Origin of the sequence: Shouchella sp. JSM 1781072 (genome assembly GCF_041949915.1) — a bacterium.
GTDB lineage: Bacteria > Bacillota > Bacilli > Bacillales > Bacillaceae_D > Shouchella.
Window position 1 is genome coordinate 750,263 of the sequence record NZ_JBHFQE010000001.1, and the last position, 24,544, is coordinate 774,806.

Annotated in this window: 24 protein-coding genes; 22 read left to right on the plus strand and 2 right to left on the minus strand. The window is 42.6% G+C overall.

Translation table 11 applies throughout. The annotated features are described in order from the left end of the window. Positions 1-49: 49 nt before the first annotated feature. Genes ACE1TH_RS04015 through ACE1TH_RS04035 form a run of 5 tightly spaced genes read left to right on the plus strand, consistent with a single transcriptional unit; the run spans position 50 to position 3,770 of the window. Positions 50-829 (plus strand): dihydroorotate dehydrogenase electron transfer subunit, encoded by a 780-nt coding sequence (locus ACE1TH_RS04015; RefSeq protein WP_375078399.1) that lies wholly within the window; start codon positions 50-52, stop codon positions 827-829. Beyond that, a complete protein-coding gene (locus ACE1TH_RS04020; RefSeq protein WP_375078400.1) occupies positions 830-1,768 on the plus strand; it encodes a dihydroorotate dehydrogenase in 939 nt (312 codons plus the stop codon). Continuing rightward, positions 1,741-2,460, plus strand: a complete 720-nt coding sequence (pyrF, locus tag ACE1TH_RS04025; protein ID WP_255223374.1) for an orotidine-5'-phosphate decarboxylase — start codon at positions 1,741-1,743, stop codon at positions 2,458-2,460. The genes ACE1TH_RS04020 and pyrF overlap by 28 nt, the downstream gene beginning before the upstream one ends. Next, the gene (gene pyrE, locus ACE1TH_RS04030; protein ID WP_255223373.1) at positions 2,457-3,098 is read left to right on the plus strand and encodes an orotate phosphoribosyltransferase; all 642 of its coding nucleotides are present in this window, start codon (positions 2,457-2,459) and stop codon (positions 3,096-3,098) included. The genes pyrF and pyrE overlap by 4 nt, the downstream gene beginning before the upstream one ends. Positions 3,099-3,110: 12 nt before the next feature. Next, positions 3,111-3,770, plus strand: a complete 660-nt coding sequence (locus tag ACE1TH_RS04035) for a class I SAM-dependent methyltransferase (protein ID WP_255223372.1) — start codon at positions 3,111-3,113, stop codon at positions 3,768-3,770. 46 nt (positions 3,771-3,816) lie between these two features. Here ACE1TH_RS04035 and ACE1TH_RS04040 read toward each other — a convergent pair whose 3' ends face one another. After that, positions 3,817-5,523: an Rqc2 family fibronectin-binding protein gene (locus ACE1TH_RS04040; RefSeq protein WP_375078401.1), complete on the minus strand. Its 1,707-nt coding sequence runs from the start codon at positions 5,521-5,523 to the stop codon at positions 3,817-3,819. A gap of 143 nt (positions 5,524-5,666) precedes the next feature. On the opposite strand from ACE1TH_RS04040, the gene ACE1TH_RS04045 reads away from it, so the two are divergent. The 13 genes from ACE1TH_RS04045 (at position 5,667) to spoVM (ending at position 20,450) form a co-directional block, all read left to right on the plus strand. Then, positions 5,667-8,384, plus strand: a complete 2,718-nt coding sequence (locus tag ACE1TH_RS04045) for a cation-translocating P-type ATPase (protein WP_255223370.1) — start codon at positions 5,667-5,669, stop codon at positions 8,382-8,384. Positions 8,385-8,577: 193 nt separating this feature from the next. Beyond that, complete coding sequence (gene remA, locus ACE1TH_RS04050) at positions 8,578-8,841, plus strand: extracellular matrix/biofilm regulator RemA (protein ID WP_035395155.1); 264 nt, start codon at positions 8,578-8,580, stop codon at positions 8,839-8,841. Positions 8,842-8,862: 21 nt separating this feature from the next. Beyond that, positions 8,863-9,474: a guanylate kinase gene (gmk, locus tag ACE1TH_RS04055; protein WP_099302123.1), complete on the plus strand. Its 612-nt coding sequence runs from the start codon at positions 8,863-8,865 to the stop codon at positions 9,472-9,474. Next, entirely contained in the window at positions 9,474-9,701 is a 228-nt protein-coding gene (gene rpoZ / locus ACE1TH_RS04060) for a DNA-directed RNA polymerase subunit omega (RefSeq protein WP_099301118.1), read from the plus strand. The genes gmk and rpoZ overlap by 1 nt, the downstream gene beginning before the upstream one ends. Positions 9,702-9,792: 91 nt before the next feature. Beyond that, the gene (gene coaBC, locus ACE1TH_RS04065) at positions 9,793-11,001 is read left to right on the plus strand and encodes a bifunctional phosphopantothenoylcysteine decarboxylase/phosphopantothenate--cysteine ligase CoaBC (RefSeq protein ID WP_375078402.1); all 1,209 of its coding nucleotides are present in this window, start codon (positions 9,793-9,795) and stop codon (positions 10,999-11,001) included. Next, positions 10,998-13,394, plus strand: a complete 2,397-nt coding sequence (gene priA / locus ACE1TH_RS04070; RefSeq protein ID WP_375078403.1) for a primosomal protein N' — start codon at positions 10,998-11,000, stop codon at positions 13,392-13,394. Before coaBC ends, priA begins: the two co-directional genes overlap by 4 nt. A gap of 11 nt (positions 13,395-13,405) precedes the next feature. Beyond that, entirely contained in the window at positions 13,406-14,347 is a 942-nt protein-coding gene (gene fmt / locus ACE1TH_RS04075) for a methionyl-tRNA formyltransferase (protein ID WP_099301116.1), read from the plus strand. Beyond that, complete coding sequence (gene rsmB / locus ACE1TH_RS04080) at positions 14,334-15,692, plus strand: 16S rRNA (cytosine(967)-C(5))-methyltransferase RsmB (protein ID WP_099301115.1); 1,359 nt, start codon at positions 14,334-14,336, stop codon at positions 15,690-15,692. The genes fmt and rsmB overlap by 14 nt, the downstream gene beginning before the upstream one ends. A 50-nt stretch (positions 15,693-15,742) precedes the next feature. Next, on the plus strand, positions 15,743-16,489 hold the full coding sequence (locus tag ACE1TH_RS04085) for a Stp1/IreP family PP2C-type Ser/Thr phosphatase (protein ID WP_375078404.1): 747 nt from the start codon (positions 15,743-15,745) through the stop codon (positions 16,487-16,489). A 1-nt stretch (position 16,490) separates the two neighbouring features. Further along, entirely contained in the window at positions 16,491-18,590 is a 2,100-nt protein-coding gene (gene pknB, locus ACE1TH_RS04090; RefSeq protein ID WP_375078405.1) for a Stk1 family PASTA domain-containing Ser/Thr kinase, read from the plus strand. 41 nt (positions 18,591-18,631) lie between these two features. Continuing rightward, positions 18,632-19,516: a ribosome small subunit-dependent GTPase A gene (gene rsgA / locus ACE1TH_RS04095; protein WP_375078406.1), complete on the plus strand. Its 885-nt coding sequence runs from the start codon at positions 18,632-18,634 to the stop codon at positions 19,514-19,516. A 2-nt stretch (positions 19,517-19,518) separates the two neighbouring features. Then, positions 19,519-20,169, plus strand: coding sequence for a ribulose-phosphate 3-epimerase (gene rpe, locus ACE1TH_RS04100; RefSeq protein WP_099301111.1), 651 nt, complete (start codon positions 19,519-19,521; stop codon positions 20,167-20,169). Positions 20,170-20,369: 200 nt separating this feature from the next. Then, on the plus strand, positions 20,370-20,450 hold the full coding sequence (gene spoVM / locus ACE1TH_RS04105; RefSeq protein WP_099301110.1) for a stage V sporulation protein SpoVM: 81 nt from the start codon (positions 20,370-20,372) through the stop codon (positions 20,448-20,450). A gap of 39 nt (positions 20,451-20,489) precedes the next feature. Here the strand turns inward: spoVM and rpmB are convergent, their stop codons facing one another. Continuing rightward, the gene (gene rpmB, locus ACE1TH_RS04110; protein WP_035441949.1) at positions 20,490-20,678 is read right to left on the minus strand and encodes a 50S ribosomal protein L28; all 189 of its coding nucleotides are present in this window, start codon (positions 20,676-20,678) and stop codon (positions 20,490-20,492) included. 200 nt (positions 20,679-20,878) lie between these two features. On the opposite strand from rpmB, the gene ACE1TH_RS04115 reads away from it, so the two are divergent. The 4 genes from ACE1TH_RS04115 (at position 20,879) to sdaAB (ending at position 24,540) form a co-directional block, all read left to right on the plus strand. Next, positions 20,879-21,241 carry an Asp23/Gls24 family envelope stress response protein gene (locus ACE1TH_RS04115; protein ID WP_099301109.1) on the plus strand — a complete coding sequence of 121 codons (363 nt, stop codon included), beginning with the start codon at positions 20,879-20,881 and terminating at the stop codon, positions 21,239-21,241. Positions 21,242-21,296: 55 nt separating this feature from the next. Further along, a complete protein-coding gene (locus ACE1TH_RS04120) occupies positions 21,297-22,934 on the plus strand; it encodes a DAK2 domain-containing protein (protein ID WP_176554326.1) in 1,638 nt (545 codons plus the stop codon). A 19-nt stretch (positions 22,935-22,953) separates the two neighbouring features. Beyond that, positions 22,954-23,814, plus strand: coding sequence for a DegV family protein (locus ACE1TH_RS04125; RefSeq protein WP_099301107.1), 861 nt, complete (start codon positions 22,954-22,956; stop codon positions 23,812-23,814). A gap of 63 nt (positions 23,815-23,877) precedes the next feature. Further along, positions 23,878-24,540: an L-serine ammonia-lyase, iron-sulfur-dependent subunit beta gene (gene sdaAB, locus ACE1TH_RS04130; RefSeq protein ID WP_099301106.1), complete on the plus strand. Its 663-nt coding sequence runs from the start codon at positions 23,878-23,880 to the stop codon at positions 24,538-24,540. Positions 24,541-24,544: the final 4 nt, after the last annotated feature.

The window sequence follows — 24,544 nt, forward strand, 5'->3', positions numbered from 1 at the left end:
GCCACAGGTGCGTGACTCTTTCCATGAAAACATCAGAGGGGGAATCAAGATGAGAGATCGCTATGGCGCATTAACAGTTGTTGAGCAAACATTACTTGCAAAAGACAGCTATCAGCTTGTTTTGCAAGGGGAAACGGTTGCGCAGATGACGCAACCTGGACAATTTTTACATGTTCGTGTAGGGCATTCGGAAGATCTACTTTTACGTCGCCCAATTAGCATTGCTGACGTTGATGTAAACAAACAGCAAGTAACGATGATTTATCGCGCTAGTGGCGAGGGAACATCTCGACTTTCACACTATGAAAATGGAAAAACGTTAAACGTCATGGGTCCCCTCGGAAAAGGATTCCCTGTTGAAGAAGCACAAACAGGTGATGTTGCACTACTTGTTGGAGGCGGTATCGGTGTGCCGCCACTCTACTATTTAGCAAAACAACTCGTAAAAAAAGGGGTTCGCGTGATTAGTGTGCTAGGCTTCGCTTCAAAACAAGATGTCTTTTACGAAGAAGCATTTAAAGCACTCGGTGATGTGTATGTGACGACGGTTGATGGTTCTCACGGCGTCCACGGTTTTGTGACAAATGCCATTGACGAATGCGAGCTCAAGTGTGATGTCCTTTTTGCATGCGGTCCGACACCAATGTTAAAAGTGATGTCCGAGCGATACCGAAACCAAAAAGCGTTTATTTCGTTGGAAGAACGAATGGGTTGTGGAATCGGTGCTTGCTTTGCCTGTGTGTGTGCGGTTGAAGATGGAGATGCCCATGAATATCGTAAAATTTGTTCGGATGGACCGGTATTTCCAGTCGGGGAGGTTGTACTATAAATGAATCGATTAGAAGTGAATTTACCAGGGTTATCGATGAAAAATCCAGTCATGCCAGCTTCCGGTTGCTTTGGATTTGGCGGCGAGTATGCGGAATTCTTTGATTTAAATCAACTAGGGGCCATTGCAATAAAAGCAACGACGCCAGAACCGCGATTCGGAAACGCTACACCTCGTGTTGCCGAAACAAAAGCAGGTATGCTCAATGCAATCGGCTTGCAAAATCCCGGATTAGCTGGGGTAATTAAAAAAGAATTGCCTCGGTTTGATCGCTACGATGTGCCGATTGTAGCAAATATTGCAGGTTCAACAATGGGCGACTATATTGAAGTCGCCGCCCGATTATCGGCAGAACAAAACGTACACGCGTTAGAGCTGAACATCTCATGTCCGAACGTCAAACAAGGTGGAATTGCATTTGGAACCGTACCTGAAACCGCCGCCGAATTAACAAAAGAAGTTAAAGCTGTTTCTAAAGTACCGGTATACGTCAAGCTGTCTCCGAATGTTACGGATATCGTAGCGATGGCAAAAGCAGTTGAAACAGCTGGTGCAGATGGACTGTCGATGATTAATACCCTGCTCGGCATGCGAATCGATCTTAAAACACGTCAACCGATTTTAGCGAATACATACGGTGGATTATCGGGTCCAGCAATTAAACCAGTCGCATTACGCATGATTCATCAAGTCAGCCAACAAGTCGACATTCCGATCATTGGAATGGGCGGCATTCAAAATGCGCAAGATGTCATTGAGTTTTTACTAGCTGGTGCGAGCTGTGTTGCGGTAGGAACAGCGAACTTCGTCGATCCGTACACATGTCCAACGATTATTGACGAATTGCCACAGTACTTAGATGAGATGGAAATGAACAGCATTACGGACATTATTGGAGGGAGCTGGAAATCTTGCAAAACCCACTCTTTATCGCGCTAGATTTTAATCATCGCGGAAAACGAAGACAATTTCTTGAACATTTTTCAAACGAAACGATTGATGTCAAAGTCGGTATGGAACTTTTTTACCGTGAAGGGTTGAAAGTGATTGAAGAATTGAAAGAGGCACAGCACGATCTTTTTCTTGATTTAAAACTTCACGATATCCCAAATACAGTGAAACGAACGATGCGTGTGCTCGCAGAAATGGAAATTGATATGGTGAACGTACATGCTGCCGGTGGGCAAGCCATGATGGAGGCTGCAATTGAAGGATTAGAAGCAGGTACACGTCCAGGAAAAGAACGACCAAAATGTATTGCTGTGACACAGCTAACAAGTACAAACGAAGACATGCTCAAACAACAGCTTCACATCGATCGACCTTTAAAAGATGTTGTCTGTTCTTACGCACAGCTAGCAAAAACGTCTGGTTTAGACGGAGTCGTTTGCTCAGCCAAAGAAGTGCCATTTATTCATGAAGAATGCGGCCAAGACTTTTTAACAGTTACCCCTGGAATTCGTCGAGCAGAAGACGATAAGGCAGATCAAATGCGTATCGTAACTCCTGGCGAAGCAAGACAATTAGGAAGTTGGGGAATCGTTGTCGGTAGAAGTTTAACGATGGCAACAGATCCTCTACATGTTTATAAAGACATGCATTCGGAATGGAAGGGAGTGACTCTTACATGAGTCAAACAATTGCTAATCACCTACTCGATATTCAAGCTGTTACATTATCACCAAACGAACCGTTTACGTGGAGTTCAGGATTGAAATCACCCATTTATTGTGACAATCGCTTAACGATGTCGTATCCACGTGTACGAAAGGACATTGCAAAAGGACTGGCTCAATTGATTAAAACCTATGCGCCAGATGCGGATGTTGTGGCCGGAACGGCTACCGCAGGAATTCCTCATGCCGCATGGGTCGCGGAAGAATTACAGCTACCGATGATCTATGTACGAGGTAGCGCAAAAGGTCATGGGAAGAAAAATAAAATTGAAGGACATTTACCGGCTTCTAGCAAAGTAGTCATTATTGAGGATTTAATCTCTACAGGAGGCAGCTCGATTGCTGCTGCCGATGCTGTTCGAGAGGCTGGAGGAGAGGTTTCCTTTGTTGCTGCCATCTTTTCTTACCAATTAAATGCAGCTGAACTAGCGTTTAAGCAGGCAAATTTAGACCATCACGTTCTCTGTGCATATAGTGAATTAATTGAACAAGCAAAGGAAAGAGGGTTTATTTCTGTGCATGAGCAGCAAAAGCTAACCTTATGGCGAGAAAATCCACATAATGAAGATTGGCTTACCGTTCGTTCATCATAAGAGGAAGGTAGGATGTCTATGCGTAAAATGGAAGGCAGTGAATTTGATCCGTTAGTCAATTTCTTTGACGAGATGGTCCAAACGGATTGGCTGTCCGCAATTCATGCGGAATTAAAGCTGTTCTCAAGTTCGTGGGAAAACAAGCGGGTGCTTGATGTTGGCTGTGGTACCGGACGATTTCTGCTTAGAGGCGTAAAAGAAGCGAAAGAATTGGTCGGTGTAGATATTTCCGGGGAAATGGTTAAGCGAGCAAATGACTTATTCACAAATGCCAAAGTCGATGATAAGGCCCATGCAAAAGTTGGGGATGCACTAGCGCTTGCAGAAACAGACGCGTCCTACGACCGTGTCTTCTCAACGTGCGCATTGTTTTTATTGCCTTCAATCGAAATTGGAATCGCTGAATTACGAAGGGTGACAAAACCTGATGGTGAAGTGTTTCTCTTAAATCCTGCTCCCCATATGTCGATTGCAACAGCTTCAAGCTATGCCAAAGCCTATGAATTTTCTGATAACGAAAAAGCATTTTTACTGAAGTGGGCAAGCGTATCGGAACGACGTCATCGTAAAAGCGAAACAGAATTAACCCGTCTTTTAACAGATGCAGGCTTTTCACAAGTGGAGCATCGAAACGTGTTAAATGGTCTCGGGATGATGACAAAAGCCTATTAAAAAAGAGTGAGCGTATGGAAGAGTTTTCTCCATACGCTCATTTTCGTTATGCTTTCAATTGTCGAACCTTTTGTTCATTAGGAGTGACGAATAATGTCGTTTGATTGTCGTATGTCACGTAGCCGGGCTTTGCGCCATTTGGTTTTTTAACGTGGCGAATTTTTGTGTAATCAACAGGCACCGAACCAGAGTCTCGCGCTTTCGAGAAAAACGCAGCAACAAGAGCAGCTTCAGCTAACGTAGTGTCGTCGGGTTCTTCCGCACGAATGACAACATGAGAACCTGGAATATCTTTTGTATGCAGCCAAATGTCGTTTTGACGGGCAAGACGATTGGAGAGATACTCATTTTGACGATTGTTTTTACCGACAAGAAACTCGATTCCTGTCGATGATTGGTACCGTTCGAGTGTAGGTGTTGTGGCTTGTTTTTTCTTTTTCTTGCCTTGCTGAAGGCGTTTTTTTAAATAGCCTTCTTCCATTAATTCCTCACGAATTTCTTCAACGTCACGAGGAGATGCTGAATCCATTTGCTGAATGAGGGTGTCTAAGTAAGCTAATTCTTGTTTGGTTCTATTCATCTGCTCGACTACTTCTAAACGTGCGGTTTTTGCCTTTTGGTATTTTTTAAAATACCACTGTGCATTTTCTGAAGGCGTTTTTTGCGGGTCTAGTTCAATCGCGACCATTCCACCAGTTTCATCGTAATAGTCAACTACTTCAATTTGAGTATGACCTCGCTGAACGAGATGCATATTTGCTGTCAGCAACTCGCCTAATTTTTGAAACTTCGACGCTTCTTCTGCTTGTGTTAATGTTTGTTCTAGTTTTTTTTGTTTGCGAACATTTTTTTGGTATTCGTTTTTTAACAATCGATCCAAATCATGCGCTTGCTGTTTCACTCGATCGCGCTCTGCTTTTCCGTAATAAAATGAATCTAGTAGTTCACTTGCACTTGAAAAAAGCTGCCGTTCACCTTCCACATGTTGCAAAGAGACATAAGAGAACGTTTCTTTTTTCCCTTTTACATATTCGAATGAATACTGATGCTCACGAATTGCTGCCATAATTGCTAAAAATGATTCCGGTAAGGATGTTTGATTTGCAAACGGAGCGCGACTGACAATTTCTTTCGTTAAAAGTGGTGACAGTCCAGCAAACGCTGATACAAGCTGCTTATCTAATTTCCCGGAATTAAAATCAATTTGCTTTAATACATCATCCGCATTGGCTTGAAGCGGATCTTTTTTATCTTGAGCAGGTGGAGCTTTATACGTTTGACCTGGACCAACTGTTCTGTAGCTGCTTTGGTCAAAGCGCACATGTTTAATACTATCCAAGATCCCTTCTGTATGCGGGTTCAATAAAATGATATTGCTATGGCGTCCCATAATTTCAAAGACAAGCGTTCGTTCTGTTTGGTCGCCAAGCTCATCTTTATTGGCAACAGTCATACGAACGACACGGTCAAACCCATCTTGGGTAATCGATTGAACAAAGCCACCTTCAAGATGCTTACGAAGCAACATACAAAACATCGGAGGCTCGCTTGGGTTATCGTATTTTTCTTCTGTTAAATGAAGCCGAGCAAATTGAGCATTTGCTGAAGCAAGTAAGGCGTAATTTTTCCCTTTTGCCCGGATCGTTAAAATTAATTCCGTTTTAAACGGCTGATGAATTTTTGAAATTCGTCCGCCAATTAAGTGTTGAAGTTCATGTGTAATCGCTCTTGTCATCATGCCATCGTAAGACATGTGATCACCTCTTTACTTTCTGCGAATCGTTTCCTTGATAAAGTATAGCATTTTTTTGGGACTTGCTGAATAAGATGGCTTGTAAGTATAGCATGTACAGTTTATGAGGACAAAGGGTGGATGTAGATGTGTGAGGTGTATTCATGAAATGGTATAGCATGAAGCCTGAAGAAGTGGAACACAAGACGAATGCAAGCATAACGAAAGGTCTTACAGACAAAAATGTCAAAAAACGCGTCAGTACGTATGGATTGAACAAGCTTAAAGAAGCAGAAAAGGCATCAGCGTTGGCGACTTTCCTCGCTCAATTTAAAGATTTTATGGTGCTCGTCTTACTGGCAGCAACGTTGATTTCTGGTTTAATTGGTGAAATGCTTGATGCGGTCACGATTATGGGTATTGTGTTTTTAAATGCCATACTTGGGTTTGTTCAAGAACGCAAGGCCGAGAAATCCCTTGATGCATTAAAAGAACTTTCAGCGCCACAAATGAACGTGAAACGAAATAATGAATGGACGAAAGTATTATCAACTGAAATTGTTCCAGGCGACTATGTGAAAATAAGCGCTGGGGATCGGGTTGGTGCAGACTTACGTCTCATCTCTGTATCAGGTTTACGGATTGATGAAGCTTCTTTAACCGGTGAATCGGTTCCGACCCATAAACATCACCATCCCATTGAACAGCAAGACGTTTCTCTCGGTGATCAGGAAAATATGGCGTTTATGGGAACAATGGTTACACAAGGAAGTGGAACAGGCATTGTTGTTGGCACTGGAATGAAAACAGAAATGGGCAAAATTGCACATCTTCTTCAAGAAACAACCAATGTCGTCACCCCCTTACAGCGTCGTCTTGAACAACTAGGGAAGACCTTAATTGCGGTTGCGTTGCTTCTAACTGCCCTAGTCGTAGGCATTGGGGTTATACAAGGCCATGACGTGCAAACCATGTTTATTTCCGGGGTATCACTAGCTGTTGCGGCGATTCCAGAAGGCTTGCCAGCGATTGTAACGGTTGCGTTAGCGTTAGGCGTTCAGCGGATGATTAAGCGTCGCGGTATTGTACGTAAGCTTCCTGCCGTCGAAACATTAGGGTGTGCATCGGTCATTTGTTCCGACAAAACTGGAACTTTAACGCAAAACAAAATGACCGTTAAAGAATTATGGACAGCAAATGAGCACGTTCACGTTACTGGAAATGGGTTTGAAACAGAAGGGACGTTTAAAGAACACGATGCTGTTGTATTACCAGATAAAAAACCAACTTTAAGCCGACTGTTAAGTTATGGCGCTCTTTGTAACAATGCCTCTTTTGTTAAAAAAGACGTGCGTGAAAAGCGTAAAACGAAACAAAAACTTGTATTAGATGGAGATCCAACGGAAGGGGCGCTCCTCCTTTCAGCCATGAAAGCAGGCTATTCAAAAGAAGGTTTACACGAGCAGTACAGCCGAGTAATAGAGTTTCCGTTTGATTCGGCCCGGAAAATGATGACCGTCGTCATAAAGGATAAAAAAGGCCAATCGTACGTAATTACGAAAGGGGCACCAGATGTTGTCCTTGCTCATTGTGAGCGCATCCGCAAAGGGGCGATGGATGAACAGTTAACCCAATCCACACGTCAGCGAGTAAATGAGACTGTAGATGAAATGGCAAGTAAAGCGTTGCGAACCATTGCCATTGCGTATCGTCCGTTACGCTTAGGGGAAACGGTTCAAACAACAAAAGAAGCAGAAACGGATTTAACGTTAATCGGCATTCAAGGCATGATCGATCCTCCGCGGGAAGAAGCGAAACAAGCGATTCAAGAATGTCGAGAAGCCGGTATTAAAACAGTCATGATTACAGGGGACCATAAGATTACGGCCGCAGCCATTGCAAAAGAGCTTACGATATTGCCACATGGTGGACTCGTGATTGATGGAAAAACCCTTGATAGCCTTTCAGTGGACGAACTGCAAGAAATGGTGGATGACATTTACGTCTATGCGCGGGTGTCGCCTGAGCATAAGCTGAAGATTGTTCAAGCACTTCAAAAGAAAGAACATATTGTGGCAATGACTGGGGATGGCGTGAATGATGCGCCTGCCATTAAAGCGGCGAATATCGGCATATCTATGGGTATTACCGGGACAGATGTGGCAAAAGAAGCATCAGAACTCGTGCTTGCTGACGATAATTTCTTAACGATTAAAGAAGCGATTAAAGAAGGGCGAAACATTTATGAAAATATTCGTAAGTTTATTCGCTATATGCTCGCTTCAAACGTAGGCGAAATTCTCGTTATGCTGTTTGCAATGATTTTAGGCATGCCGTTGCCGCTCGTAGCAATTCAGATTTTGTGGATTAATCTCGTAACAGATGGACTGCCAGCTATTGCGCTTGGCATGGATCAAGCGGAAGGCGATGTGATGAAACGGAAACCTCGAAAACAAAATGAAAGTGTTTTTGCTCGGGGTCTTGGCTGGAAGATTATCAGCCGTGGCATTATGATTGGGGTCGTGACGATTGTCGCGTTTGCATTAACGTATAATAATGATCCTGAACAGCTTATCCTAGCGCAAACTGTTGCATTTTTGACGCTCGTTATGGCACAATTAATTCATGTTTTTGATTGTCGAAGTGAGTATTCGATTTATCACAGAAATTTATTTGAAAATAAATACTTAGTTGGGGCTGTGCTAATCTCGGTCATCCTTATGGTCGCCGTTATCTATGTACCGCAACTACAACCGATTTTCCATACTGTGCCTCTTGGTTTACAAGAGTGGCTTCTAGTAATGGGAATGGCAGCGATTCCTACTGTTGTACTTGGTGGATTTCAGTTATTCAAGAAACATGACGTCCGTTCAGCCGCATAAATACACCCGAAGTCCTTGTCTATTCATAGATAAGGGCTTCGTGATCTTTACGGCACATGCGAAATAAGGTAAAATTAAGTTTACACGAATCTTGTACGAGTTTTAAAAACCATTTTATCCGTATAACAAAAGAGAGATTTGGTATAATGAATGATAGAATAGCAGCTCGTTTACTTTTTTGGAGGATTGAAGAATGACCATTAAATTAATTAATATTGGCTTCGGCAATATTGTCTCCGCGAATCGAATTATTTCGATTGTCAGTCCAGAATCAGCACCGATCAAGCGCATTATGCAAGAAGCTCGGGAGCGAAATATGTTAATTGACGCGACATATGGAAGAAGAACACGAGCTGTCATTGTTACAGATTCTGACCATGTAATTTTAAGTGCGGTTCAACCAGAAACCGTTGCCCAGCGATTACATACGAAAGACGAAGAAGCTGACGAGGCTTAAGCAGGAGGGTAAACCATTTTGATGAAGAGAGAAAAGGGGCTGCTAATTGTTCTGTCAGGTCCAGCTGGAGTTGGCAAAGGAACGGTTTGTGGGGCTCTTCGAAAACAAGATACAGCCATTCAATATTCTGTTTCAGCGACAACGAGAAAACCACGAGCTGGGGAAGAGCATGGTGTTAACTACTTCTTTAAATCAAGAGAAGACTTTGAACAAATGATTAAAGATGAAGCTTTATTAGAATGGGCGGAGTACGTAGGAAACTATTATGGAACACCTGTTGAATACGTTAGGGAAACGATTAACGCTGGAAAAGACATTATTTTAGAAATTGAAGTTCAAGGCGCACAGAAAGTACGTCAAGCGTTCCCAGAAGGTGTATTTATCTTTTTAGCACCGCCAAGTTTGAAAGAATTACGTGATCGAATTGTTGGTCGTGGAACGGAAACCGAAGCGATTATAAATGAGCGTATGCATGTGGCAAAAGAAGAAATTGACTTGATGCGCATGTATGATTACGTGGTTGAAAATGATGAGGTTGAGCTTGCGGTGGAGCGAATTAAGTCGATTGTCACAGCTGAGCACTGTCGAAGAGAACGATTAAAATACCAAGAATTAGTTGAGGTGAAAAAATAATGCTATATCCATCCATTGATAGCTTATTAGAAAAATTAGACTCGAAATACTCCCTTGTCACTGTCTCTTCAAGACGAGCAAGAGAAATGAAAGAAGTGCCAAGCCGCACACCGCTTGTTCCAGATGCAAAATCATACAAGTTTGTTGGCTTAGCGCTAGAAGAAATTGTTGGAAATCAATTAACACACCGTGTTCTATCAGAAGACGAATTAAATAATAAAGAGTAAATCGTAAGCTGTCTTCGTAGACTAATCAGCATGTTTTGTGTCAACAACGTGCTAGTAGAGGAGACAGCTTTTTTTATGTGGGGTGATGAACGTGTTGAAGAATAAAACCATTGTTATTGGCGTAAGTGGGGGAATTGCGGCGTTTAAAAGTGCGGCGTTGGTTAGTAAACTAACACAAGCTGGGGCAAACGTCTATGTCGTTATGACTGAATCAGCAAAGCAGTTTATCGCGCCGACAACGTTTCAAGCACTTTCAAGAAATGAAGTGTTTACAGATACGTTTTATGAACCAGATGCAACAAAAATTGCTCATATTGATGTAGCGGATCGAGCTGATTTAGTGCTCGTGGCACCAGCAAGCGCCAATACGATTTCAAAATTAGCGAATGGAATCGCTGACAATATGTTAACGACGCTATTACTCGCGACAAAAGCACGAGTTGTTATTGCGCCTGCGATGAATGTCAATATGTATGATCATCCAGCAACGCAGCGTAATTTACAACAATTAAAAACGTATGGCTATCAGTTGATTGAACCAAATGCGGGCTACCTCGCTTGCGGCTGGGTAGGAAAAGGCAGAATGGCTGAACCAGAAGATTTGCTCGAGCTCATTCAATTGATGATGATTGATAAGACCATTTTTACAGGAAAGAACGTTCTCATTACAGCCGGTCCGACGAGAGAAAAAATTGATCCGGTTCGCTACTTGTCAAACTATTCATCGGGAAAAACAGGCTATGCGCTAGCGCTTGAAGCAAGAAATCGTGGTGCTCACGTTACGCTTGTTACCGGTCCAACAGGGTTAACGCCACCAACAGGCGTAGAAGTGATTTCAATTCAATCCGCAGAAGACATGTATCGAGAAGTCACGGCTCGCTACGATAAAATGGATATTGTAGTCAAATCTGCAGCAGTAGCCGATTATGCAGCGGAAACGGTTTCCGACCAAAAGCGAAAAAAACAAACAGAGGATTGGTCTCTTTCTCTTACAAAAACAAAAGATACGTTAAAACGTCTTGGGGAATTAAAGCAGCATCAACTATTAGTCGGATTTGCTGCAGAATCGGAACATGTTGAGCAGTATGCAAAATCTAAGCTTGAACGCAAAAATTTGGATATCATTGTCGCGAACAATATTACAGCTGAAGGGGCTGGTTTTGATCACGATACAAATATTGTGACAATTTATGCGAAAGATGGCCAAGAACGAAGCTATCCTTTAGCGACAAAATCAGAGGTGGCTCGCCACATTTTTGATGAAATGGAAGATTATTTGAATAGAAGAGATGCTTTGTGATTGCACGTATTATTGTTGATGTACCAACGGCCCAGACAGATCGGCAGTTTGACTATCTCGTGCCTCAAGCGTGGACAACGGTCGTGCAGCCAGGCGTTCGGGTTGTTGTGCCATTTGGCCCTCGTAAAATTCAAGGCTTTGTCGTTGAACTTGTCGAAGTAAGTGATGTGAAGAAATTAAAAGAAATAACGGAAGTGCTAGATCCAGTTCCTGTTTTAAGTAAAGAGTTGTTAGCGCTAGGAAAATGGCTCGCAAACTCAACGATTTGTTTTCAGGTAACGGCATTTCAAGCGATGCTTCCTGCCGCATTGAAAACGAAAGTATCAAAAAAAATTAATTTACTTGCAGATCGATCGCAGCTAACGCATACGCTTCAAGCATTATTCCAGCAGGATCAGCTCGATTGGGATGACGTAAAAAAACAATCGCCACAACATCTCGTTGATATTAAAAAAGCGATGGAAGCTGGGCTAGTAGAATTAGATTATGCAACAAGTGCCCACACAAAAATGAAAACACAGCGTGTCGTAGAGTTTGTACATGGGACGGAAGAAGATTTAAAGGAACTCCAACGAAAAGCCAAAAAGCAATGGGTGTTGCTCACACATTTAAAAGAGAACAAGCAAGTTCCGACGCAAGAACTGTTAATAAAAACGAACACAAGTCGAGCGTCGTTAAAAGCATTAATCGATAAAGGATTTGTGCGAGAGTGGGACCAAGAAGTCTATCGTGATCCAACGTTAAACGAAACGTTTAAAAAGACGGCACCGCTATCGTTAACAGAAAACCAACAGCTTGTTTTAGACGAGATTTCCGAACCGATTGATAAGGAAATCCACACAACCATGCTTTTACACGGCGTAACAGGAAGTGGAAAAACGGAAATTTATCTTCAGGCGATTGCCAAAGTGTTAGAAAAAGGGCAGCAAGCGATTATGCTCGTACCTGAAATTTCGTTAACGCCACTTATGGTTGATCGTTTTAAAGCGCGATTTGGAGATTTAGTTGCGATCATGCACTCTGGATTATCAAATGGAGAGAAGTACGATGAATGGCGAAAGATTCATCGAAAAGAAGTGAGTGTCGTTGTCGGTGCCCGATCTGCAGTATTTGCTCCTTTTGATCAACTGGGTATTATCATTATTGATGAGGAGCATGAGACGAGCTATAAGCAAGAAGAGGCGCCACGCTATCACACGAGAGATGTAGCCATTTATCGTGGGGAATCTCATCGAGCACCAGTGATTTTAGGGAGCGCCACACCATCTATTGAATCGTTTGCTCGTGCAAAAAAAGGCAATTATAAATTGCTCTCACTAGGTGAACGAATTAACGCCAGACCGATGCCGGACGTCACGATTGTGGATATGCGGCAAGAGTTACGTAACGGGAACCGGTCCATGTTCTCGACTGCCCTTCTCGACGGTTTAAAAGAGCGTTTAAATCGAGGCGAGCAGACAGTTCTTTTCTTAAATCGCAGAGGCTATTCCACGTTCGTGATGTGCCGCGATTGTGGGTATGTGGCCACATGTGATTACTGCGATATTTCTTATACGTATCATCGGAAAGGGCATGCACTTAAATGTCACTATTGCGGCGACGAAAAGCCGATGCCGACGAAGTGTCATGAATGTGAAAGTGAGCATATTCGCTTTTTCGGTTCAGGGACGCAAAAGGTGGAGGAAGAGCTTTATAAGTACTTTCCTGAAGCGAAAGTGATTCGTATGGATGTCGATACAACACGGAAAAAAGGCTCTCATAAAGCGCTTTTAGATGCATTTGGGCAAGGGAAAGGCGACATTTTGCTAGGAACGCAAATGATCGCAAAAGGACTAGATTTTCCTAATATCACGTTAGTAGGTGTGCTTGCTGCAGACTCCATGCTTCATATACCTGATTTTCGAAGTGCTGAACGAACGTTTCAAGTCCTTGAGCAAGTAGCTGGTCGAGCTGGTCGTGCTGAATTAACAGGAGAAGTGATTGTTCAGTCCTATACACCTGATCACTATAGTATCCAACTTGTGAAACAACACGATTATGAGCAGTTTTATGCTAATGAGATGCAAATTCGGAAACAAGGTGGGTATCCGCCTTATTACTTTATGGCGTTAGTCACGATTTCGGATGAAGATTTAGCATCAGTCATTAAAGCATCAGGTAAGATTGCTGCATACTTTAAACAAGCTCTTTCAGATGAAACGATTATCCTCGGCCCAGTTGTCTCGCCGATTGCTCGGATCAAAGATAGATATCGCTATCAATGCGTGATAAAATACAGGCATGAACCAAAGCTACACGATACGCTAGAAGCGGTGTTAAACCACTATCAGCGAGATAAAACAAACAAAAGGTTAGCCATTAGTATGGATGTCCATCCGTACTTTTTTATGTAAGAGTAGGAGTGATGAACGTGAACGTAGTTTTTATGGGGACGCCGGAATTCTCGGTGCCTGTTTTAAAGAAATTAATGGAGCATCATCGCGTGATGGCCGTTGTCACGCAACCAGATCGACCTGTTGGAAGGAAGCGTGTTTTAACGCCAAGTCCTGTTAAAGTGGAAGCGCAAAAACACGATATTCAAGTGATCCAGCCAGAGAAAATTCGAGAGAACTATGAAGAGATTGTCTCGTTAACTCCTGACATTATCGTTACGGCAGCTTACGGGCAAATCGTTCCTCGTGCTTTGTTGGATGCGCCTAAATACGGTTGTATTAATGTCCATGCTTCATTGCTTCCGAAATATCGTGGTGGAGCGCCTATTCACCAAGCGATTATAGATGGGGAAAAAGAAACTGGTATTTCCATTATGTATATGGAAGAAAAACTAGACGCAGGAGATGTATTAGCTCAACAAGCAACGCCGATTGAAGCAGACGATGATGTTGGAACGATGCATCATAAACTAAGTGAAATTGGAGCCAATTTGCTTATCACAACAATGGAAGAAATTCAGTCAGGGCAGGCAAAAGCCGTTCCTCAAGAAAGCGATCAAGTCACGTTTGCGCCAAATATTCGTCGTGAACAAGAAGAACTGAGCTGGCAAAAGCCGGCGCAGCAGCTTGCGAATCAAGTACGCGGCATGCGCCCTTGGCCAGGCGCGTTTACATGGTTCGAAGGCAAGCGTTTAAAGGTGTGGGCAGCCACTGCCACAACCGAAACGACTTCCATCAAGCCGGGAACGGTGCTACGGAGCAATAAAGAAGGCATTTTTGTTGCTAGTGGAGAGGGGACAGTTCTCTGCTTAACCAATGTGCAGCTAGCAGGAAAAAAAGCAACGAATGCTGGTCAGCTCTCGCAACAATTTTCTCAATCCATACAACTAGGAGTACAGCATGACGAAGGATAACGTAACCGTACGAGAAGTCGCGCTTGATGCACTAATAAAAATTGAAAAAAACCAAGCATACAGTCATTTACTCGTTAACCATACGCTAAAAGAAGCAGGATTATCGCAACAAGATACAGGACTTTTAACAGAGCTTGTCTATGGGACAATTGCTCGTCGACTAACCCTTGATTATTATTTAAGTCCATTTTTACAAACAGGCAAAAAGAAGCGCGAACTTTGGGTTGATGTGCTATTGCGCCTGTCTGTTTATCAAATGGTTTATTTAGATCGAATCCCCGATCGTGCCATTGTGCATGAGGCTGTAAAGATCGCAAATAAACGAGGTCACAAAGGGATTAGTGGATTAATTAACGGCGTCCTCCGCTCTATTCAACGTGAAGGGGTGCCAGCTATTACGGCAATTGAAGATGAAATTGAGCGTTTAGCGGTTGAGACAAGCCATCCAGAGTGGTTAGTGAAAAAATGGGTTGCGCAGTATGGTTTTCAAGATGCTCAAGCAATGGCATTGCAAAACAATCAACCACCAGAAACAAGTTTGCGTGTGAATCAAATGAAAGTGACGGTTGCTGAAGTCATCGCTCAGTTTGAAACGGAAGGTATCGAAGCCGTTCCATCAAGCATTCTTCCAGAGCTGGCTGTTACGATCAAAAAAGGAAACCCCTTTTCAACAGCGGTTTATAAGACGGGTCTTGTTACCGCACAAGATGAAGCATCTATGTTGGTAGGGGTGCTAGCTGGTGTAGAAGAAGGTATGGATGTACTTGATACATGCGCAGCTCCTGGAGGAAAGACAACCCACTTAGCCGAAGCGTTAAATGGAACTGGAAGTGTGACGTCTTTTGATTTACATAAACAAAAGATTCGTCTTATCCAGGAACAAGTGGATCGGCTACAGCTTTCGAACGTAAAGGCTGCTATGCAAGATGCAAAAAAATTAACGGAGCGTCTAGATGGTTCTTATGATCGGGTTCTCGTTGATGCTCCTTGTACAGGTTTAGGCGTGATTCGTCGGAAGCCGGATATCCGCTGGTCCAAAACCGAAGAAGATACGGTTCGTATTGTTGATACACAACGTACGATTTTAGAGAATGCCAGTCAATTTGTTCATCAAGGTGGTACGCTTGTTTATAGTACCTGTACAGTTGATCATGAAGAGAACGACCACGTTGTAGAAGCCTTTTTAGCCTCTCATGAGTTTGAAGTCGATACGAATGCGTATGAGCGATTGCCTAGTCGTGTACGAGAAGAAGGGCGCTTTGGTCCTTATGGATTAACGATTTTGCCCCAAGATTTTAAAACAGATGGCTTTTTCATGGTTGCGTTAAAACGAAAAGAAAGCTAGACTATCCCGTCTATAAAACGTCATGATAATGAACAAATGAGGTGAAGTTTTTGGTCGAAAGCACTGCTTTTTTAACGGATATAGGAAGAGTTCGCTCAAACAATGAAGATAATGGTGCGATTTTAACATCAACGAACGGCACGCTTGCTTTTGTAGCTGATGGGATGGGCGGGCATTCCGCTGGCGATGTAGCGAGTGCAATTGCGCTCCGTATTATGAAAAAAAAGTGGGGCGATTTATCACAACCGATGACTGCTATGGAAGCAGAGACGTTTTTACAACAAACGTTTGTTGAAATGAATGAAGCTATTTATACCCATGCCAAAGAAAACAAAGAATGTGACGGGATGGGAACGACGGCTGTTGCTGCTTTTTGTACAGATGAGTATGTAGCCGTCGCTCACGTAGGAGACAGTCGGCTGTATGTAGTAACAGATCAAGGGCTTAAACAACAGACGATGGATCATTCACTTGTTGCTGAACTCTTGAAAAATGGGCAATTGTCTCCGGAAGAGGCAGAAGATCATCCCCGCAAAAATGTTGTGTTACGCGCACTTGGTACAGAAGTGGACGTAAAGGTTGAGACAGAAACGATAGCGGCAGATCCGATTAAACTTTTAATGATTTGCTCAGACGGTTTATCGGATAAGGTAAAAGACAATGAGTTGGCCATTGAATTGGAACGAGAGGATGAGCTGTCCCTAATTGCTAAATCGCTCGTTGCACGTGCAAATGATCGCGGAGGCGAAGATAACATTACAGTCGCTTTAGTACGATTCACTGAGGAGCTACAATAAAATGATTGGAGAACGTATTGGTGACCGCTACGTCGTTTTGGACAGCATCGGCGGCGGTGGTATGGCAAATGTGTATTTAGCATTAGATGTCATTTTAGATCGTCATGTAGCGGTAAAAGTCCTTCAACCTCAATTTTCAAAAGATGAACAGTTTATTAAGCGGTTTAGAAGAGAAGCGCAGGCGGCTACAAGCTTGACCAATCCTCACATCGTCAATATTTTTGATGTTGGTGAAGAGGAAGATCTCTATTACATTGTGATGGAGTATGTGAAGGGTCGAACGCTGAAAGAAGTCATTCAAGAAGATGGTCCTTTAGATGTTGCAACTGCGCTTGATTATTTTAAGCAAATTTTACATGGTGTTGGCCATGCCCACGCGATGCAAATTGTACATCGGGATATGAAGCCACAAAATATTTTGATTAGCGAGGATGGAGAAGCAAAAGTAACAGACTTTGGTATTGCACGAGCCATGACATCGACAACGATTACCCATACAAACTCTGTGATGGGCTCTGTTCATTATTTGTCTCCAGAGCAAGCTCGTGGTGGCCATGTGACGTACCGCTCTGACCTTTATTCCCTCGGGATCGTTTTGTTTGAAATGGTCACAGGGAAGATTCCTTTCTCTGGTGATACGGCTGTGTCGATTGCGATTAAACATTTGCAAAACGAAATTCCGTCTGCAAGAGAGCTTGTACCGAGCATTCCGCAAAGTGTTGAAGACATCATTAAAAAGGCAACGATGAAAGATCCGAATTTACGGTTTAACGCAGCGGAAGATGTGATCTGGGCTTGTGACGTGGCGTTGGATCCCAATCGAGAATCGCCCATTTTGACAGATGATCAAAGTGAAGACCTCGACCAAACAAAAGAACTGCCGCTTGTAGCTGGGTTTGTAGCGAACGAAGATGAGGAAAAAACAATTGAAATTCCTGCGCAAGTAGAAGAAAAGCCTGAAGAAGCGACAGAGGGAGCAGAACATCAAAAAAGCGCTGCTCCTGTCGGGAAAACGAAAAAGAAAAAGAAGAAAAAATGGTTATGGGCGAGCATCATCGGTCTCCTCGTATTAATTGGCTCTCTTATTCTTGTGTTTACCGTATGGAGTGAAGTATTTTTCGTCGAAGAAAGGAATATTCCTGATGTGGTCGGCATGGAAGAGGCAGATGCGATTGCCGAGATTGAAGAGAACCAGCTTGAAGCAAGTACGGAACCAATTTCCAGTGAGGATTATGAGCCAGGGCAAGTGGCAAATCAGTCTCCACGAGCAGGAAGAACGGTAAAAGAAGGTTCGGAAGTGACGCTTTATATTGTTGCGTCCCGTGAAGAAGTGACGCTTGATGATTATTCAGGTTATACCTTTAGTCAAGCAGAGCGCTTGCTCGATCAGCTAGGGTTTAGTGTAGAAGAACAAGCTAGAGAAGATAATAGCGCTCAAGAAGGCACGGTTATTTCACAAAGTCCTTCCTCAGGCTCCAGCGTTGTGCCTGCGGATACAACGATTGTGTTAACAGTGGCTGTGCCTGAAACGATACAGCTTGATGATCTTGTTAATCAAACAGAAGAAGACGTGCGTGCTTATTTTAACACAGAAGGATTAAGGGGAACGTTCGAGCGTGAACACGATGAAGATATTCCAGAAGGGCGTGTGATTCGTCAATCACCAGAACCACTTACTTCTATGAATCAAGGAGACCGTGTTGAAATTGTGCTTTCCCGTGGGCCAGAACCGAGTGAGCCAGATGAATCTGCAGACGTACCACAACAGCCTGAAGGTGAAGTGGAAGACCCGGTGGATGCAGATCCAGTGGAGGATCCAGTTGATGAAGAAGAGCCAAGTTCTGTGTATCGTGTCACGCAAACCGTTGTTGTGTCAGAAGAACATTTAGCTCAAGAACGGAGCTTTGATGTCCGTATTGTAGCTACAGATGCGAATTCACAAGGGGATGAGCGCGTCGTCGTTGAAGAAACCATTTCGGAAACGACGGAATTTACGATTGATTTACGCGTCAGCCCAAGTTATCCAGGCTCCTATGAAGTTTACATTGATGGAGAGTTCAACCGCGAATCGGACGTGTACGAATATGAAGATGATGAGTAGAAGCTGTCTTTCATGACAGCTTCTCTTAAAGGAGGAATGGCATGCCAAATGGACTAATTATAAAAGCGTTAGCCGGCTATTATTATGTATATGATAAGGGAACAATCACCCAATGTCGCGCAAGAGGTGTCTTTCGCAAGCAGAAGCGTTCTCCTCTTGTTGGGGATCAAGTAGAGTATCAAGCAGAAAACGAGACGGATGGATATGTAATGGACATTATGGAGCGCAGCAACGAGCTCGTTCGCCCACCCATTGCAAACGTTGATCAAGCATTCTTAATATTTTCGGCGAAAGAGCCTAATTTTTCAACAACGCTGCTTGACCGCTTTCTCGTCCATGTCGAGCGACAAGAGATTTTGCCGATTATTATCATTACAAAAATGGACTTAGTTCACCAACAAGATGAAAAAGTTGACATAGAAACGGTGGTGTCGCTCTATAAAGAAATCGGCTACACGGTTTTATATGCGTCTTCTAAAGAACAATTAGATCCATCCACACTTACACCATATATTGAAGGGAAAGTAACGGTCATTGCTGGTCAGTCTGGTGTAGGGAAGTCGTCTTTCTTAAATACGTTGAAGCCGGGGATGAATTTAGAAACAAATGAAATCTCAAGCCACTTAGGACGAGGAAAACATACAACTCGACATGTTGAACTTATCGAAATTGAAAAAGGCTTAATTGCTGACACACCAGGGTTTAGCTCACTAGATTTTGAAGATATGGAACAAGAAGAGCTACGCTTTTATTTTCCAGAGTTTGTTGAGCGAATGGATGGTTGTAAATTTCGAGGCTGCTTACACGATAAGGAGCCAAAATGTGCGATAAAAGACGCTGTGAAAGACGGACAAATTCAGGCATCTAGACACGAACACTACCTTCAATTTTTAGAAGAAGTAAAAAGTCAAAAAAGGAGATATTAATGATGACGAAAATTGCCCCTTCCATTTTAGCAAGCGACTTTTCAAGAATGGGGGAGAACATTAAAGAGATGGAACATGCTGGAGCCGACTGGATTCACCTTGATGTGATGGATGGTCAATTTGTACCGCCGATTACATTCGGTCATCAGATGGTAGAAGCCATTCGCCCTTTTACCAATTTACCGCTTGATGTCCATCTTATGGTTGAAAAACCAGAAAATCAAATCGATTTTTTTGTGAACGCAGGTGCAGATTGTATCAGTGTCCATGTAGAAGCAACAAAGCATGTACATAAGACGATTCATTCTATTAAAGAAGCGGGTTTAAAAGCGGGCGTTGTTTTAAATCCTGGTACTCCGGCACAGGCCATTATGCCTGTTCTACACGATGTGGATTTTGTTCTTCAGATGACCGTTAATCCTGGTTTTGGTGGCCAATCGTTTATTCCGACTACGTTAGAGAATATTAGACAGATACGTGCTGTTATTGATGAACAACAGCTTCCTGTTGACATTCAAGTAGACGGAGGAATCAATGCTGAAACGGCAAGAGCTTGCGTGGAAGCTGGAGCTACCATTCTTGTTGCAGGTTCATCGATCTTTAAAGCAGAGAACTATGAGAAGGCAATTGCTGAAATTCGAGGCGGAAATTAGGTCTGATTTTCTTTTCTCCAGCATACGCTAGAGTAACGACGGGTGGACACGTTTGCTTGTAGGAATGTTCTATTAAAATGAGTAGAGGTCAAAGAGATTGTAGCCTTCGTTTTAATACGGACTCCCCCTATATGTAACGTGTGCTCGATTGATATTCTTAGAGCTAGGGCCGGTTTGAATGCTCTTTAGGAGGAGGATCTATGAAATTCTATACGATCAAGCTACCGAAGTTTTTAGGGGGATTTGTAAAAGTAATGCTTGGCTCGTTTAAAAAAGACTAATCAAAAAAACGCCTTGCGCATGCAAAGGCGTTTTTTTGATTAAACACGTTCTACTTTTCCGGATTTAAGTGCACGAGCAGAAACGTATACACGTTTAGGTTTTCCATCTACCATGATACGAACTTTCTGTACGTTTGCACCCCAACGGCGCTTTGTTTTATTCATTGCATGAGAGCGCTTGTTTCCAGAACGCGCTTTACGACCAGTAATATAACATTCACGAGCCATGTCAGTGGCACCTCCTTAAAACAGTCTCGTTTTTCATCACGATGACTTAGTCACCCAAGTATCTTAGCATAGCCTTTAAAAGAAAGCAATAAGTAAAGACAAGTAAATCTCCTTGACTAAAAAATGACTTTTAAAATAGTGGGTGTTATAGTAAAATATTGATACGTATGCACATTGTATTTTATTGAAGGAGGCAAACCATGACTATTGAATTGAAAACACAATTAGGCACAATTGATGTGTCTCAAGATGTTGTTGCGACCATTGCTGGAGGAGCCGCAATTGATTGCTACGGAATTGTTGGAATGGCCTCACAGAAACAATTTAAGGATGGATTAAGCGATTTATTAGGAAGAGAAAATTTCCGCCGCGGAGTCATTACACGTGAAGAGGAAGAAGAACTTCATATAGATATGTACATCATCGTCAGTTACGGTACGAAAATATCTGAGGTTGCGCATAACGTCCAATCAAAAGTAAAATATCATTTGGAAAAAATGCTTGGTCTTGAAGTGGAATCTGTAAATATTTTTGTACAAGGGGTTCGTGTGACGAATCCATAGGATTAAGGGGGAAGACAAGGTGACAAAGAAATTGAAAGGTCAAGAGCTCGCTCATATGTTTATTGAAGGGGCGAATGAGCTCGGGAAAAAAGCGGACGTCGTAGATTCGCTTAACGTATTCCCTGTACCTGATGGCGATACCGGTACAAATATGAATTTAACGATTACTTCCGGTGTTAAAGAAGTGCGTCAACAAGCAATTGAAGAAGCAAGCAAAGTTGCTGGCTCGTTCGCAAAAGGATTGCTTATGGGGGCACGAGGGAACTCAGGTGTCATTTTATCTCAACTTTTCCGAGGTTTCTCAAAAGAAGCCGAAGGGAAAACGGAATTAACAACAGAGCAATTTGCACAAGCAATGGATGCAGGGGTTAAAACGGCGTACAAAGCTGTTATGAAACCGGTAGAAGGAACAATTTTGACCGTTGCAAAAGATATGGCAAAACATGCTGTGAAAATCGCGAAGAAAGAAACAGCTTTTGAAGGATTTTTAACGTCTATTATTAAAGAAGGGGAGCGCTCCCTTGCAAAAACACCTGATCTACTTCCTGTTTTAAAAGAAGTAGGTGTTGTTGACTCTGGTGGACAAGGCTTATTATATATTTATGCTGGGTTTCTACAAGCGCTTACAGGCGGCGAAACGATTCGTATTTTACAAGAGCCTAAAATGGACGAGATGATTCGCGCTGAGCATCACCATGACGGTCATGGCGATATGGATCCGAGTGACATTGAATTTGGCTATTGTACAGAAGTGATGGTGAAATTTGACGCTGAGCAACTTTCACAAAATCCTTACGATGAAGATAAGTTTCGCTTGAAACTAAGCGAATTTGGAGATTCTTTATTGGTCGTATCCGATGATGATTTGTTAAAAATTCATATTCATGCGGAGTACCCCGGACAAGTGGTTACAGAAGCGCAAGCATTTGGATCACTCGTACAGGTAAAAGTAGAGAATATGCGCGAACAGCAATCGAATTTATCAGATTCTCACGCGATCAAAAAATCAGAAAAAGCATCCAAGCCGAAAGAACAAGCTGAATTTGCTATGGTTGCTGTGTCAGTCGGTGCAGGGATTGAAAAGATCTTTAAAGGTTTAGGCGTCAATGAAGTCGTTGCTGGTGGACAAACGATGAATCCAAGTACAGAAGATATTGTTCAAGCGATTAAGCATGTACATGCGAAAAATGTTATTATTCTGCCAAACAACAGCAACATCGTCATGTCTGCAGAGCAAGCAGCAGAAGTAGCTGATGTGAATTGTGTCGTCGTACCAACCAAAACGGTGCCTCAAGGTTTAGCCGCTTTACTTGCTTTTAATCCTGGACGTTCTGTAGAAGAAAATGCTTCGGCGATGGAAGAAGCAATGAAAGATGTCAAGACCGGTGAAGTAACCTATGCAGTTCGCGATACAGAAATGGATGGTCAATCGATAAAAACAGGCGATTACATGGGTATTTACAACAAGAAGATTGTTGCATGTGGTCAAGATGTATTTGAAACGGCTCAAGGGTTGCTAAACGATATGCTAGAGGATGATTCAGAAGTTGTAACAATTATCACTGGGGAAGATTCAAAAGATGATGTAACGAAACAACTAGAAGGTTTTCTAGAAAATCATAAAGCTGATGTAGAAATTGATGTAGTGGAAGGCGGACAGCCTCTTTATTCCTATATCTTTTCTGTTGAATAACGAAATGGGAGGGAATGCAATGGCGAAAGTAAAAGTTGTGACCGACTCAACAGCAGATATCCCAAATGAACTCGTTGAGCAATTAGGGATATCTGTCATTCCGTTAAACGTTCATTTTGGTGATGAGCAATTTGAAGACGGTGTAACCTTACATCCTAGTGAATTCTACAAACGCTTAAAAGAAACAGACGTGATGCCAAAAACATCACAGCCTTCTCCGCAACAATTTGAAGACTTATATCGGTCGATCGCGACGGACGAGACAACTGAGATTTTGTCGATTCATCTTTCTTCAAAAATGAGCGGAACGACGCAAGCGGCCCTTATTGCAAAAGATGCGTTAGCAGATGAACTATCCATTCACGTATACGATTCAAAGCGTGCTTCGTACGCGATTGGAATCGTTGTGGTAGAAGTAGCGCGACTAGCTGCACAAGGAGCAGATTTAAAGACTTGTCAAGCTCGTCTCGATCAACTTCTTAATGATGCAACCGTTTATTTTATGGTTGATACACTTGAATTCCTTCAAAAAAATGGGCGGATTGGCAAAGCATCAGCTTTACTCGGTTCTCTTTTAAAAATGAAGCCAATTCTTTCATTAACGTCTGAAGGAGAAGTGTATCCGCATGAAAAAGTTCGTGGACAGAAAAAAGCGGTGTCGCGATTAATGACGCTTTTACACGATCAATTTGGTGAGAATCTCGTCCAAGTTGGCATTTCTCATGCCGTTAATGAAGAACTTGCACAAGCATTAGCTGAAGATGTAAAACAAGAATTTAACGTTGAATCAGTGGTCATAACTGAAATTGGAGCTGTAATTGGAGCCCATGTTGGACCAGGAACGGTTTCTTTATCAATGACAAATGTAGATCCAAATTAACGAGAAGGTTGCCAACTGTCATTGATGGCAACCTTTTCGTTCGATTGCTGGAGGGATTGAAAAATGAAATATAGAACGGTTTTTGATATTATTGGACCGGTGATGATTGGACCATCAAGTTCACATACAGCCGGAGCCGCTCGAATTGGAAAAGTAGCGCGAACGCTATTTGGAAAGCAGCCTGATCATGCTGATTTGCATTTTTATGGTTCGTTTGCCAAAACGTATAAAGGACACGGCACGGATGTAGCGGTTATTGGAGGATTACTTGATTATGAAACCGATGATGAGCGGATTCGAGAAGCGTACAAAGAAGCAGAACGAGCAAATTTAACCGTTTCCATTTTTGAAGAAGGCCAGATTGATCATCATCCAAATACGGTCCGAATTAAACTTTATAAAGAGGATGAGACGTTTGAGCTTGTTGGTGTATCCATTGGTGGAGGAAAGATCGAGATCATTGAATTAAATGGCTTTGTTCTTCGCTTATCTGGTAATCACCCTGCTATTCTCGTTGTTCATCAAGACCGCTACGGGGTGATTGCTGCTGTCAGCAATTTGCTCGCAAAACACGAGTTAAATATCGGCCATATGGAAGTGTCACGAAAAGAAAAAGGCGAACAAGCGCTAATGGTGATTGAAGTCGATCAAAATGTGGATGCTTCCATTCTTGAACCGTTAGAAAATTTACCAAATATTACACATGTAACGAAAATACACGATTAAGGAG

Coding starts and splice junctions, on each gene's coding strand:
- ACE1TH_RS04015 (WP_375078399.1), top strand. CDS start 50: ATGAGAGATCGCTATGGCGCATTAACAGTTGTTGAGCAAACATTACTT.
- ACE1TH_RS04020 (WP_375078400.1), top strand. CDS start 830: ATGAATCGATTAGAAGTGAATTTACCAGGGTTATCGATGAAAAATCCA.
- pyrE (WP_255223373.1), top strand. CDS start 2,457: ATGAGTCAAACAATTGCTAATCACCTACTCGATATTCAAGCTGTTACA.
- ACE1TH_RS04035 (WP_255223372.1), top strand. CDS start 3,111: ATGTCTATGCGTAAAATGGAAGGCAGTGAATTTGATCCGTTAGTCAAT.
- ACE1TH_RS04040 (WP_375078401.1), bottom strand. CDS start 5,523: ATGTCTTACGATGGCATGATGACAAGAGCGATTACACATGAACTTCAA.
- ACE1TH_RS04045 (WP_255223370.1), top strand. CDS start 5,667: ATGAAATGGTATAGCATGAAGCCTGAAGAAGTGGAACACAAGACGAAT.
- remA (WP_035395155.1), top strand. CDS start 8,578: ATGACCATTAAATTAATTAATATTGGCTTCGGCAATATTGTCTCCGCG.
- gmk (WP_099302123.1), top strand. CDS start 8,863: ATGAAGAGAGAAAAGGGGCTGCTAATTGTTCTGTCAGGTCCAGCTGGA.
- rpoZ (WP_099301118.1), top strand. CDS start 9,474: ATGCTATATCCATCCATTGATAGCTTATTAGAAAAATTAGACTCGAAA.
- fmt (WP_099301116.1), top strand. CDS start 13,406: ATGAACGTGAACGTAGTTTTTATGGGGACGCCGGAATTCTCGGTGCCT.
- rsmB (WP_099301115.1), top strand. CDS start 14,334: ATGACGAAGGATAACGTAACCGTACGAGAAGTCGCGCTTGATGCACTA.
- pknB (WP_375078405.1), top strand. CDS start 16,491: ATGATTGGAGAACGTATTGGTGACCGCTACGTCGTTTTGGACAGCATC.
- rsgA (WP_375078406.1), top strand. CDS start 18,632: ATGCCAAATGGACTAATTATAAAAGCGTTAGCCGGCTATTATTATGTA.
- rpe (WP_099301111.1), top strand. CDS start 19,519: ATGACGAAAATTGCCCCTTCCATTTTAGCAAGCGACTTTTCAAGAATG.
- spoVM (WP_099301110.1), top strand. CDS start 20,370: ATGAAATTCTATACGATCAAGCTACCGAAGTTTTTAGGGGGATTTGTA.
- rpmB (WP_035441949.1), bottom strand. CDS start 20,678: ATGGCTCGTGAATGTTATATTACTGGTCGTAAAGCGCGTTCTGGAAAC.
- ACE1TH_RS04115 (WP_099301109.1), top strand. CDS start 20,879: ATGACTATTGAATTGAAAACACAATTAGGCACAATTGATGTGTCTCAA.
- ACE1TH_RS04120 (WP_176554326.1), top strand. CDS start 21,297: ATGTTTATTGAAGGGGCGAATGAGCTCGGGAAAAAAGCGGACGTCGTA.
- ACE1TH_RS04125 (WP_099301107.1), top strand. CDS start 22,954: ATGGCGAAAGTAAAAGTTGTGACCGACTCAACAGCAGATATCCCAAAT.
- sdaAB (WP_099301106.1), top strand. CDS start 23,878: ATGAAATATAGAACGGTTTTTGATATTATTGGACCGGTGATGATTGGA.